At 62.1% G+C, this 11,906-nt stretch carries 10 protein-coding genes and 1 pseudogene; 2 read left to right on the top strand and 9 right to left on the bottom strand.

The features are described 5' to 3' along the window. Positions 1-65 precede the first annotated feature (65 nt). The gene (locus AB4136_RS27610; RefSeq protein WP_137900893.1) at positions 66-998 is read right to left on the bottom strand and encodes a phytanoyl-CoA dioxygenase family protein; all 933 of its coding nucleotides are present in this window, start codon (positions 996-998) and stop codon (positions 66-68) included. A 122-nt stretch (positions 999-1,120) separates the two neighbouring features. Here AB4136_RS27610 and AB4136_RS27605 point away from each other — a divergent pair, with 122 nt between their 5' ends. Continuing rightward, entirely contained in the window at positions 1,121-1,981 is an 861-nt protein-coding gene (locus AB4136_RS27605) for an AraC family transcriptional regulator (RefSeq protein ID WP_137900894.1), read from the top strand. Positions 1,982-2,016: 35 nt separating this feature from the next. Here AB4136_RS27605 and AB4136_RS27600 read toward each other — a convergent pair whose 3' ends face one another. From AB4136_RS27600 to AB4136_RS27585, 4 genes are all read right to left on the bottom strand, one after another. Further along, positions 2,017-2,880, bottom strand: coding sequence for a sigma-70 family RNA polymerase sigma factor (locus tag AB4136_RS27600; RefSeq protein WP_137900895.1), 864 nt, complete (start codon positions 2,878-2,880; stop codon positions 2,017-2,019). Between the two features lie 10 nt (positions 2,881-2,890). Next, the gene (locus tag AB4136_RS27595; protein ID WP_137900896.1) at positions 2,891-3,349 is read right to left on the bottom strand and encodes a carboxymuconolactone decarboxylase family protein; all 459 of its coding nucleotides are present in this window, start codon (positions 3,347-3,349) and stop codon (positions 2,891-2,893) included. Positions 3,350-3,482: 133 nt separating this feature from the next. Continuing rightward, positions 3,483-4,685 carry an aromatic ring-hydroxylating oxygenase subunit alpha gene (locus AB4136_RS27590; RefSeq protein WP_137900897.1) on the bottom strand — a complete coding sequence of 401 codons (1,203 nt, stop codon included), beginning with the start codon at positions 4,683-4,685 and terminating at the stop codon, positions 3,483-3,485. A 330-nt stretch (positions 4,686-5,015) separates the two neighbouring features. Beyond that, a complete protein-coding gene (locus AB4136_RS27585) occupies positions 5,016-5,369 on the bottom strand; it encodes a DUF2934 domain-containing protein (RefSeq protein ID WP_024922858.1) in 354 nt (117 codons plus the stop codon). Between the two features lie 363 nt (positions 5,370-5,732). On the opposite strand from AB4136_RS27585, the gene AB4136_RS27580 reads away from it, so the two are divergent. Beyond that, positions 5,733-7,049: an integrase family protein gene (locus AB4136_RS27580; RefSeq protein ID WP_137900898.1), complete on the top strand. Its 1,317-nt coding sequence runs from the start codon at positions 5,733-5,735 to the stop codon at positions 7,047-7,049. A 67-nt stretch (positions 7,050-7,116) separates the two neighbouring features. Here AB4136_RS27580 and AB4136_RS27575 read toward each other — a convergent pair. From AB4136_RS27575 to AB4136_RS27560, 4 genes and pseudogenes are all read right to left on the bottom strand, one after another. After that, positions 7,117-7,224, bottom strand: a pseudogene (locus AB4136_RS27575) (aquaporin family protein); the annotation flags it as partial. Positions 7,225-7,529: 305 nt separating this feature from the next. Continuing rightward, positions 7,530-10,136 carry an nSTAND1 domain-containing NTPase gene (locus tag AB4136_RS27570; RefSeq protein ID WP_137900899.1) on the bottom strand — a complete coding sequence of 869 codons (2,607 nt, stop codon included), beginning with the start codon at positions 10,134-10,136 and terminating at the stop codon, positions 7,530-7,532. After that, complete coding sequence (locus AB4136_RS27565; protein ID WP_137900900.1) at positions 10,115-10,576, bottom strand: hypothetical protein; 462 nt, start codon at positions 10,574-10,576, stop codon at positions 10,115-10,117. The genes AB4136_RS27570 and AB4136_RS27565 overlap by 22 nt, the downstream gene beginning before the upstream one ends. After that, positions 10,573-11,607 carry a sigma-70 family RNA polymerase sigma factor gene (locus AB4136_RS27560; protein ID WP_171020957.1) on the bottom strand — a complete coding sequence of 345 codons (1,035 nt, stop codon included), beginning with the start codon at positions 11,605-11,607 and terminating at the stop codon, positions 10,573-10,575. Before AB4136_RS27560 ends, AB4136_RS27565 begins: the two co-directional genes overlap by 4 nt. Positions 11,608-11,906: the final 299 nt, after the last annotated feature.

Below are 11,906 nucleotides of genomic sequence, written 5' to 3'. Positions count from 1 at the left end.
GCGATTTGCGACAGCAGGTCGGGCGCCAACCTTCCCCCACGCGGGGAGGAGGTTGGCGCCCGATTTCACCACTGCGCCAGCCCCAAAAGCTTTTCGCCGAGCGGGGTCAGCTTTGCCGTGGCGGCGTTATGCTTTTCCCAGTCGCGCGGATCGCCCGGGAAGGCGTCGCGTCGCGGATGGTCGAGTTCGCGCCACAAGCGGATGCGTTCCTGGCGCTCGGTTTCGTCGGTCCATTCGGCTGGGTGCATGGAGATGTATTGCGCCATGCGGACCCGGTTGTCGGAATGGTTGGGGCGCACGCCATGGGCCAGCAGCGAGTTGAAGATCATCAGGTCGCCGGCTTCCATCTCGATGTTGACGGTCGCCTGGCCGGTCATGTCGGGATGCATCGGGTCGCGATCGGGGGCTTGCGTTTTCTCCCAGGCATCGAAACCGGAGAAGAGCGAAGGCACGCACTGGAAACCGCCAACGTCGCCGTCCTGCTTCTTCAGGCTGAGCACGCCCTGCACGCCGATCGGCAGGGGACGGATCGAGGTATCGACATCCCAATGGATGAAGCCGTTGGGATTGCCCTTGACCTTCCTGGGCGGGTTGAGATTGGCGCGGTCGATCGTCACCCACAAATCCTCGCGGTCCCAGATGTCGACGAAGGCGTCGTAGACGCGCCGCTCCATGCGATTGTCCCAGAGATACTGGTGATTGTAGATTTCCAGCATGCCGGTATTGTTGAGTTCCTTCATCTTGTGCTCGCGTCGCTGCGGCGCATACCAGGTGGAAGGATCTGCGGGGTCCTTCTCGTCGAAGCGCCAGAGCAGGTCGACGAGGTTGCGGACATTCTCAGGTGGCACTGCCTGACGCACGATGACATAGCCATTGCTGATCCAGTGCTGCCAGTCGTCCTCGGAGAGGACGCGCAGCGGCAGTGTTTTTCGGATGTCGCGTAACTGCGTTGTCGCAGCTGTGGTGGGGTGGTGGTCTCTGACCGTCGCTGCTTGCATGATGATCTCCCTGGATGCGCTTTGCGTGCTGCAGCCAAGAATAGGGCGCGCGCGGTCACGATGTTGTCGCGCTTCGGCCAATTCTGGTACTATTACAGCGTTTATGGAATCAATGACGCCATATGAAGCCCTATCTTGAACGCGTGCCAGCCAGTCCGGATAGTTCCTGGAGCATGCTGAACCGGCGGCTCGACGACGGCATTCCGTTCCAGTGGCACCATCACCCCGAGCTCGAACTGACGCTGACGCTGAACTCGCGCGGCCACCGCTTCATCGGCGACCATGTCGGCAGTTTCGACGGCGTCGATCTGGTGCTTGTCGGCCCCAACCTGCCGCACACATGGTCGTCGTCGGAGAAGCTTGATCCGGCCCTGCCGCATGTCGCGCTGGTTATCTGGTTCCGGCAGGAGTGGATCGAGACGATCACCCGCTCGTCGGTGGAATTCGGCGCGGTGGCGGCGCTCGTCGCCAGGGCCGGCGCCGGCTTGCGCTTCTCGACAGCCGCCGCGATGGCGCTGGCCGACGATTTCGGCCGGCTGTTCGATCTGCCGGCGCCGCAACGGCTGCTGGCCATGCTGGGCATCCTCGGCCAACTGGCGGAAGACGCGGATGCCGTTGCGTTGTCCAGTGAAGCCTTTGCGCCCGTGGAACGGGATGTGGGTGCGGAACGCATCGACCGCGTGTTGACCTATATTCACCAGTTCTATGCCGAGGAAATCCGGCTGGATCACCTTGCCGATGTCGCCGCGCTCAGCGTGTCGGGAACGCACCGGCTGTTTCGCCGGCACATGCACGCGACGATTTCGGAATACATCATCCGCCTGCGCATCGGCGATGCCTGCGCGAGGCTGTCGGCAACCGGCCAATCGATCCAGCATATCGCGAGTGCGGTCGGCTATGGCTCGCTCGCCAACTTCAACCGCCAGTTCCGGCGGCTGCGGGGCATGTCCCCGCGCGATTACCGGGCGCGGTTCCGGCTTTAGCGGCCGTCACGCGGGAGCCGGCCGGGCAGAGCGCCTCAGTGCACCGTCGTGCCCACATGCCTGAGCTTATCAGGGTTCCTGACGACGTAGATCGCGTGGATGCAGCCGTCGTCGATTTCCAGTGCGGTGGTTTGGAGGATGTTGCCGCGCTCGACGGTGACGAAGCCCGGTAGGCCGTTGATCACACCATAACGAAGCAGGCGCGACGGTTCCTCGGCAAAAACAGGCGCGAACCGCGCGAAGAAATGCAGGACGTTGTCGAGGCCGGTGAGCGGTTTCTTGCCGGCCGGCGCCTTGCCGCCGCCATCGGCGTATAGCGTCACATCCGCCGCGAGCAAGGTGCGCAGCCTCTCCATTTCGCCATCTCGGGACGCGGCGAGGAAAGCTCGCGCGATCTCGAAGCCATGTTGCTTCGGCACGAGGTAGCGCGGGCGGTCGGCGCGAACATGGATGCGCGCCCGGCGCGCCAGCTGGCGACAGGCCGTGGGCTCGCGGCCGATCGTCGCCGCGACCTCCTCATAGCCGAGGCCGAACACATCGTGCAGCAGGAAGGCTGCACGCTCGAGCGGCGACAGCCGCTCCAACGCCATCAAAAGCGGCAAGGTGACGGTGTCGATCTCCTTATCGATCTCCTCCACCACCGGTTCCGGCAGCCAGGGACCGACATAGGTCTCGCGCCGGCGCCGGATGGCCTTGAGTCGGTCCAGGCACAGACGCATGACGACCCGACGCAGGAAGGCCTCCGGCTCGTTAACTTCCCGGCGTCCGGTGCCCAGCCAGCGCACGAATGCATCCTGGACGGCGTCTTCGGCATCGGCGACGGAACCCAACATGCGGTAGGCGACGCGAAAGAGAACCGGCCGCAGCGGATCGAAGATGGCGGTGGCGTCCTTGTCCATGCCGGTATCGTCAGGCAGCCTTTTTCGCTTCGGCCGGGTGAACGCGGCGGAAGCCGATGTTGATGCGGTTCCACGCGTTGGTCAACGCAATCAGCAGCGACAGTTTCACCTGCTCGGCCTCGTTGAACTGTGCTTGCAGGATTTCGTAGGCGTCGTTCGGCGCATGGGTCTGGGACACAAGTGTCAGGGCCTCGGTCCATTCCAGCGCTGCCCGCTCGCGAGCGGAATAGAGCGTGGATTCACGCCAGGCGCTCAGAAGATGAAGGCGGTCCTCCGATTCACCCTGCTTGCGCGCGGCTTCAACGTGATGGTGGATGCAGAAGGTGCAGCCATTGATCTGCGCCGCCCGCGTCATCACCAGTTCCTTCAGCAAGGGCTCCAGCTCGTCATCCTGGATGGTTTTGCCAATCTCGATCCAGGGCTTCATAGCCGCCGGGTTGGCGGTAAAGGGGTTCGGCCTTTGTGCCATAGTCGTCTCCTGTCGCAATCGTACAGACATGACGACCGGCTGCCGCGTTTTGTGACATGCGGCGTGACTTTTTCGCCTAAAGGACGCTCATCGACGACAGGCCGCGGCACCGGAAGATGGCACGGCCGGGCGGCTATGCCTGGCTGAGCAGCGCGTCGTTGAGGGCGGCCATGTCCTTCTCGTCCGGCTGGCTTTCCAGGGACAGCACGGGCAAGCGCGCCCGCATATGGTCGTGATGGGTGCGCACGCCATATTCGAGGTCGGACAGGTAGAAACCGGCGAAAGCCTCCGACTGCATGGATTCGTTCGACCAGACGGAAAGCTGCACGTCTTCGGCCATGGTGTCGCGGTCGATGCGGAAGGCGAGATATCGCGCCGCCGCCTGCTCGCGGCTTTCCTCGGCATGGCGGTAGATGGCGCCGCGCAGCAGGGTCTCGCCGGTCGAGAGCGGGAATTCCTGGTAGAACTGCACGGATTCCGGCGTCACCGCGATCACCGCATTGGGGAAGATGCCGTAATAGATCCAGGCCTTCTTCAGCGCGTCGGGCAGATGCGCCGGCTCGGGCGCGATGGCGACGTAGTTCTTCACGCTCCAGCGGCGGCCGGCATGCGGATTGTAGGTGGCGAAGGAGCGCGAGACGCCGTTGACGAAGGGTTCGTCGTAGTAGGTCGAGCCATAGAGGTCCTGCAGCGCCGGATGCGCCATGGCGACGTGATAGCCTTCATTGTCGACGTCGCGTACCGACTTCCAGTTGACCGGGCTTTTCTGGGTCCAGATGCCCCAGGACGGCACCATGTCGGCAGCACAATAGGGCGCGATCTCGGCCTCGATCGGCTTCAAGAGTTCCGCCACCGAAGGCTGCGGTCCACCGTCGCGGAAGCGGATGAAGATAAAACCCATCCAGATTTCGAGGTCGAGCGGCCGCAGCCCGAACTCGGTCTTGTCGAGATCGGGGAAGGAGCGCGGGCGGGCGGCGCCGCGCAGCGTGCCGTCGAGATTGTAGACCCAGCCATGGAAAGGGCAGACCAGCGCGTTGGCGCAATGGCCCTGGCTGTCGGCCACGACGCGGCTGCCGCGATGCCGGCACAGATTGTGGAAACCGCGCACGACGCCGTCCTTGCCGCGCACGATGAGCGCGCGCTCGCCGATGACATCCATGGCCAGATAGTCGCCGGGGTTTGGCATGTCGGAGACATGGCCGGCGATCTGCCAGTGGGTGCGGAACAGATGCTGCTTTTCCAGTTCCAGAAACGCATCCGAGTGATAGCTCCAGCCGGGCAGGCCCTTGCGATCCCAGTCATTGGGGACGGCTACGTCGCGGATATGCGGGTTCATGGAGAGAGCTTTCTTATTGAATATTCATTCAATAAAAGCATATTTTACATTGAAATGCAATGAGTTGTGAGATTTCGAATTCAAGTCACGTGAAATGTGAATGGCGGCCGACGGGAATTTTTCCCGTCTTTCCCGGCACTTAATCGCCATCCGGCGCGCGTGGATTTTTGTTGGAACGGCGACGGGAAAAGGCCGACATGACGCGCCTTCCGCGCCCGCCATCCCGGGCGCGTGCGACCGCGCGGCGCGCCCATGCCGAAGCCAGCCGACCGCCAAAGGCCGCCGGCCTCCAAAGTGCGTCGAAGGCGAACGGATGCAGCGTTGCGGAGATTATCCGGCCTTGGCGGGAACCTTCGGCTTAGCGGCCTTCTTGGGTGCCGGCTTGGCGGCCTTGACCGCTGCCGCCGGCGCCTTTGCCACCTTGGCTGGGGCAGCCTTCGCAAGCGCGGCGGGCGCCTTTGCAGCCTTGGCCGCTGTGGCCTTGGCAGGAGCCTTCGCCGGTTTCGCGGCAGCCGCCTTGGCGGGTTTCGCGCTGGCGGCGCGCTTCCCGGGCTTCTTGTCTTCCGCCTCGATTTCACCCGCGGCCTGATGCCAATGCCGCTCGTCGGCGCCGTGCGGCCTGCCTTCGCGTTCCCAGATCGCATGGGCTCGTTGCCGGATGCGTTCTTGTCTTTCATCTGCCATTAGGAAGTCTCCCGAGCTCGATCGACGCCCGCGCGACATGGCCGGAAACCATGCGCAGCCGCAGGTTGAACGCCGTCATATTCACGCAAGGCGATGATCGTGGCAAGCCCGGCGCGAAACCGGGAAATGACGGGTGGGAGGCACCTGATTGGTGATCCCGACAGGAATCGAACCTGTGACCTACAGATTAGGAATTTGTCATACGGTTCTATCCTTATGTTTCTCGTTGCACGCCACTGCACGACCGAACCTCCTATAATATATTCAAGTTGTTGCGCTTTTCGTGTTGCGCGGCTATCGTGGAGAAGACATACTGACAGATCGAATGCAGCGCAATTGCCGTACTAATGCCGTACTAGTTGGATGATGGACCTTCGTCTCTCTCTCACCGACCGTACCGTCGCTAGCCTCGAGTTGGCGACGTCAGGTCAATATTTTGCCCGAGACACTGACCTGTCGGGCTTCATGGTGCTTGTGGGTAAACGGCGAAAGACATTCGTTGTCCAGGGTGAGCGAAGGAAGGCGGGAAAGCGCCTTTCCGTTCGAATGAAGGTGGCTGAAGTTGGGGAACTCACGACGCGGGCGGCGAGGGCGAAGGCCAAGGACATTCTGGGGAAAATCGCGAGCGGCGTGGATCCCCGCGCGTCTAGAAAAAAGTCGGACGCCGATACCGTCGTGGTTGATTTGCCGTCGATCGGGAACCCCACCTTACGCATTGCCTGGGAACGCTACCGTGACGGACATATGAAGAAGAAGGGCCGGAGCAACGGGACGATCAACAACTATCGCGACCATGTCGAGCGGCTGTTATCCGATTGGCTTGATGAACCTCTTTCCAAGTTTGGCAACGATCCCGCCTTGGTAACGGCACGGCACGAGAAGCTGACCAAGGAAAACGGCGCCTACATCGCCAATGGCTGCATGCGAACATTGCGCGCCGTCTACAACCATGCTCGGAAGGCCGCTCGCTCGCTGCCTGCTGATAACCCGGTATCAGCCATAGACTGGAATGCCGAACACCGACGCAACTCCGCGCTTGGCCTGTCCGATCTGGAAGGTTGGTTCACCCAGCTCAAGGCTTTGAAGAACCCAGTCCGGCGGGAATTCCATCTGTTCATGCTGCTGTCGGGCCATCGCCCTGAAGCGATCAGGAAGGTTCGGATTGAGCATGTCGATTTTCGGGCGCGCTTACTCCACATACCCAGGCCAAAGGGTGGCGAGGTCAAAGCTTTCGATATCCCGCTGTCGAAAGCTATGATCCGTTGTCTGGTTCGCGTGATGCGCATTGGCCAGGTCCTCTATGAAGAGCAGTCACGCGACTGGCTCTTCCCAGCTGACAGTGAAAGCGGCCACATGGTCGAACACAAGGAGAAGCGCGACGACCTGTCGAAATGGGGCAATGACCTACGGCAAACTTTCCGCACGATCGCCCAGGCCGCTGGAGTAGCGGAGCTCGACGTGCACCTTCTGATGAACCACTCGATTCCGGGCGTTAATGCCGGCTACATCACGCGCAATAAGCTGCTGAGTGATCACCTGCGCCAGCAGCAGGAAGCGATCTCACGCCGGATATTCGAAGCCGGCTCTTCGCGGCAGAAAGAAACGGAGGGTAAGGCTAGTGGTTGGCCAGCGCTGCCGAGCAGAACGGCGCTCTCTGAACTGGCGAGCGTCAAGGCCTAGCGCCAGGTCATTCGGCGGCTTCTAATTTCGCTATTGCGATCGAGGCGGGTTTCGGGTCGGCAAATAACTATCCGGCAAGGAGTAGGGCTACGAGAGCGCCGAGAATTTCAGTCGGCAGGTCAACTGGACGGATTCCAGCAAAGGTGTTGGAAAAAGCGCGCGCGATCGCCGCCGCATAACCGCTCGGCACGACAACATTCTCGACGATCGCAGTGAAGACTGGGAGATCTCCGGCTCGAATAGAAGTCGAAGTATCGCTCATCTGGTCTGTCTGGGCGACGAAACCCAGCGCGAAACAACAGTCGCCACGGCCCAGACAGAAAGTCGCCAGCGTCAAGGGCGCTAAATCGGTCTAATGACAGCCCAGTTCAACGCCGCTTTTCCTGGTGGTTTTGACTCATCGGTATGGGGACGCAACGCCTCGGTCAACGTCAGATCGGTCGCATCCGCGGCCCAACCGGCAAAGGCCGGGGTTGCACCTCAGGCTCGGATTTCTATCGTTTGGATCAAAACGCCGTGGGCGCCATCAAAATCCTCGCTGGCAGGATGCGCAGCGGGATCTGACAATTGCCTGGGGTGTCGATAGGTCGACACTCTCACGCCATGCAATCGCTTGCTGGCTTTCGCTTCGACCGAAAGCCAAAGATTCCCTTCCGCCTCCGATTGGCGAGCCGCGGCATAGTCGGCGGGGTCGAACTCCTGACCATCAGAATAGAGCGGAATCAATTCCCATTCGGCGGCTTGCGTCAACCCGACTTCGAACAAGGCCGCGCGGGAGAATGACAGGGCGCGAAAGGCGTTCGCCGATTGTTCGAAAAAGAGGTTGAAGCTGAGATCATCGATCTGTTGATGAGAAATCTGCGTCAGAATTCCCAGCGGCGGCAGGCGTGGGGTAGCGTCCGCCTGGACCGGTCGTGATTTTGGGAAGAATGGCACGCTTCGGTCTGAGGCGCGGTCGATTTTAAGAATAACCAGCTCCGCATCCGAAGGCGCCGACGCGCCGACGCGCAGGCCAAATCGCGCCAACCAGGGAATTGCGGAGATCTTGTCGTCTCCCGGCGGAACCGCCGCTTCGTCAAAATTGACCGTGACAATGCGCGAAGCCTCATAAACATCGCGCAATTTGAGGATACCGAAAACGCCTATGCCGGCAAGCGCAACGCCAAGGCCGCCGCCGGCCAGAAACCTACGGCGATCACGTTGACGTCGTGAGGTGGCGACATATGTCGTCAACGCCGCGTCGTCGGTCGTGAGGAATGATCTCCTGCGTATCACAAAGTCCTGCGCTGCTGCGAGCATTGGACCTGGGGGTATGAGCGTCCGGTGGCCAGAGCGCCATTGGCGCGCCTCTCGGCTTAGCTCGTGCCAAAGAGCGATGTCGCGATCATCAGCCTGAACCTGCGTCCGGGCGCGGCTCCAATGGCGCAAAAAGGCTTCGTGAGCCGCTCGAAAGCGGTTGCCGCCCGCCGATGCATCCCTGGCAAGCAGGCGGCGCTCTCGAAAAGCCGATAGCACGCCTTCGATGGAATCATCCTGGTCGCGGTCTGGCGTCTCGACGGCCCCTGACGTGGAAAGGAGCCAGACGATCCTCGGCACGGATTGTTGTTGCTCCGGCGTCAATCCTGCAAAAACCGCTTCGGCGCGCGAACTGACCACGCCATCCAGGCCACCAACCGCGTTGTAGTCGCTCCAACGCAGTTCGCCCGCAGCCTTGTCGCGCCGCTCAAACAATTCCGTCAAGAGCAGTTCGAGCAGCGGCAGGATGTCCTGGCTTCCGCGACTTGCTGCCGTGATCAGTTCAGCATCGAGCCCGTTTTCGAAACGGAGATTCGCCGCCAACGCCGGCCCGCTGACGATCGCCTGAAGGAATTTGGCATCGTGTCGCGGCTCCAACGCGAAGATGCCTTCGACACCGAACATATCGGCGAGTTGCGGCACGGAAACCAGATGGCGCATGGCGGCGCTGGTGATCGTCGCGACAATCTTGACACCCAGTTCTTTGACCCGTGTCAAAAAAGTAGCGAGAGCCTGTTGGGTTTCAGGGTGAAGGCCGCCTTCAAACAGATCCTCGAACTGGTCGACCGCCAGAAACAGTTCGCCGACACCCGCTGCACGCAGCCGTGCGATCGAGGCTTCAGCATTGTGCGCCTGGTGCAGCGCTTCCGCCGGAGCGGCGGGACCGCCGTCGGCGCCGCGTCGCCATGCGGCGGCAAGGGCCGTATGCAGGTTTTCGACCTCCCGCTCGGGCGATGTGTCCCGCGCAATGTCGCGCGGCCGTAGCAAGCCCCAACGCAGGCTCCGGCCTTCCGATGAGCGCCGCAACAACGCGGGTAGCAGTCCCGCCAGTACCAGAGAGGTTTTTCCGGCCCCGCTCGGTCCGCACACGAGCGCCGCTCGTCGTCGCTGCAGCAGCGCGGCAAGTTCCTCGACCTCGGCCTCGCGGCCGAAGAAGATCGAGGCATGTGCTGTCTCGAAAGGCTCGAGGCCGCGATAAGGTTGATCAAGCCAGGTCGTGGTCATGGCGAGGCCGAGGCTCGCCAAAAGGTCCTCTAGCCTGTGCGCCGGCGTGAGTTCTACGCCCGCCGCCGCTGCCCGAGAACGAAGATCAGACGTAAGAGCACTTTCATTGGCCAAAGGAAAGATGAAGCGCCCTCCACGTGGCACCGTCTTGATGGCGGCCTCGGCTTTCGCCGCGACACCTTCGACGGCTCCGATGGCGCCGCCCGTTTCAATAGCGCCAGTCGCCGCCAGCGGCGGCAGCGGCGTCTTGACCGTGGCGCCGACCAAAGCCAGTGCGAAGGCCAGTTCAGCGCTGCGCCCGTGGATGGAGCCGGCGTTGGGCGCCTTGAACCGGACCAGGATCAGCCGGTCGAGATAGCGTTCGCGATAAAGGATTTTCGCTACTTCGGTGCAGGCATGTTCGGCCGAATGAATCAATTCGCTTCCGGCGCCGGCAACGTCGACATGGAGCACTCCTTGGCCATGCACGCCTTCGCTCAGTGCCGCCTCCAACGGCGGCGCCTCGCCGTGATCGGCGCCGGCGGTGACGAGAAGCCAGATGTCGCTCATTTGGATGGCGGCGGGCAAAACACGATCCTGATGGCGTCGATACGCGTAAGATCGACGTCCGCCGTTTCGATATTGGCCAGAAGTTTGCTGTCGCGGACAATCGATTCCGCTAACAGGCGCTCGCCGCTTTCCGTGCTGATGAAGATTTTCGCCGCACTCTTTTCAAACGTCCCTTCACGGTCGACGAGGACGCAAAGCAAAATCTGACCCCGCTGCGGAGGATTGCCCGAATTCCGCTCGGCTAGAAAATCAAGGCGCAGCATGCCGGATTGGCTAATACAGGAAAATCCTCCCGCCAGCGACGGGCTGGCAGCTGCGCGCAGGCGAAAGATTTCGACAAAAGACTCGCGCCCGCGCAAGCCGATGGCCGCTTGCACGAGCCTTTCGGGTGGGCGATCTTCATCGCGCAGCCGCGCCAGCGCGTCCTTCAGGAACTGCAAGCGTGATGGGTCCTTCATGACGGCCTCGCCAGAATTTGTTTCAGCCGCCCTAAAGCGCGTTCCAGAGTTCGATAGATCTCTTTGCGGTCGCGGCCCAGGCGCTCGGCGATTTCCGCAGGCTTCAGACCGTTGAGGAACCGCATTTGCAGGATTCGCTGCACATCCTCACGTTCATCGTGCAGCGCGGCGAGCAGCGCGTTTTCGCGCTCGGCGTGCAGCGCCATCTCTTCAACATGTAGGAGCAAAGCCTCTGGATCGCGATCGGGCGACGGAGGCTGGAAGGATGGGCCGGCATCCTCGATGCCGATCATCTTCGGCCGCGCGCCAGCGACCACCGACCCTAAGTCTCCAAGTGCGTCCGCGACCTTCACCGCTGCGGCCGCCAGCGGATCGCCAAGCCGCGCAATCGCCTCATTGCGGGACAACCGGGATTCATAGAGAAGGCGGTATGCCTTCCTTTCCAGAGGGCTGAGCTTTTCAATCGCCGCCTTGAGCCTAAAGCGCCCCTGCTCGCGGCGCTGGCAGTCTGTCGAGGCATTGAGCGTCAGACGGCGCAGGAAAACGCGAAAGCTGCCGCCGCCGGGATAGGCGGCGAGCCGTCGGCCGTCGTTTTCGAGCAGGATTGCGTAGACGTCCTGGACCCGATCCTCGATCCTGACGCGTTCTCCCGGCGGCGTAGCGCGCTGGATCCAGGTCTTGATCTCGCCGTGAAAATAGCGCGCGAAAATTTCCGCTGCCGCGTGATCCCCCCGACGAAAACCGTCGGCGATGCGCGCGCCAATATATTCGTCGATTTCGCTGATAAGGAAAGCCGCCGCGGCGCCGAGTCTGGAAGCGGCAAAACGGCCGGGCAGATCGAGGCGGTGCTCGAAAAGCGTTTCGGTCAACTCGGCGAAGAGCTTCTCAGCCGCGCTCCGCCGCGCCGAGGAGTGCAGGCAGGCGGACCAGACCGGGCCGCTCGCCCAACGGAGGAAAGCTTCCCACGCGGCCGGGCTGTCTTCCGCCAGAGCTGCGATGATCAGAGCGTCTTGGTCCGCGCCGGTCCGCATGTTTGTTCCAGTTGAACGGGCAATGACCAAGCTTAGCGCAGGCGCCTCCGCGAAACCAAGCCGCAACAGGCGCGGCCTGGATTTGAGGAATTGGAAGGGACGAGTCATGGCGGCGACGTGGTCGAGCAGACCGCACCGGCGGGCCTGCCCGTTTGAGGTTCATTCTTGCCCGTCAAAGGGGCGCGACGGCGGCATGGGGCGATCGTCGAGCGGCGGTTCGCGCGGCGGGTTGCAGTACCAGGGCTCGATCCAACACGGAGGTGGGGGCTGTTGCCAGTCGCAGGGATCGTGATCCTGCG

Source organism: Mesorhizobium sp. 2RAF21, assembly GCF_052115345.1.
GTDB classification, from domain to species: domain Bacteria; phylum Pseudomonadota; class Alphaproteobacteria; order Rhizobiales; family Rhizobiaceae; genus Mesorhizobium; species Mesorhizobium terrae.
This window is presented reverse-complemented; position numbering and strand designations above follow the sequence as displayed.

Coding starts and splice junctions, on each gene's coding strand:
- AB4136_RS27585 (WP_024922858.1), bottom strand. CDS start 5,369: ATGGCAGATGAAAGACAAGAACGCATCCGGCAACGAGCCCATGCGATC.
- AB4136_RS27600 (WP_137900895.1), bottom strand. CDS start 2,880: ATGGACAAGGACGCCACCGCCATCTTCGATCCGCTGCGGCCGGTTCTC.
- AB4136_RS27590 (WP_137900897.1), bottom strand. CDS start 4,685: ATGAACCCGCATATCCGCGACGTAGCCGTCCCCAATGACTGGGATCGC.
- AB4136_RS27610 (WP_137900893.1), bottom strand. CDS start 998: ATGCAAGCAGCGACGGTCAGAGACCACCACCCCACCACAGCTGCGACA.
- AB4136_RS27595 (WP_137900896.1), bottom strand. CDS start 3,349: ATGGCACAAAGGCCGAACCCCTTTACCGCCAACCCGGCGGCTATGAAG.
- AB4136_RS27605 (WP_137900894.1), top strand. CDS start 1,121: ATGAAGCCCTATCTTGAACGCGTGCCAGCCAGTCCGGATAGTTCCTGG.
- AB4136_RS27560 (WP_171020957.1), bottom strand. CDS start 11,607: ATGCGGACCGGCGCGGACCAAGACGCTCTGATCATCGCAGCTCTGGCG.
- AB4136_RS27580 (WP_137900898.1), top strand. CDS start 5,733: ATGATGGACCTTCGTCTCTCTCTCACCGACCGTACCGTCGCTAGCCTC.
- AB4136_RS27565 (WP_137900900.1), bottom strand. CDS start 10,576: ATGAAGGACCCATCACGCTTGCAGTTCCTGAAGGACGCGCTGGCGCGG.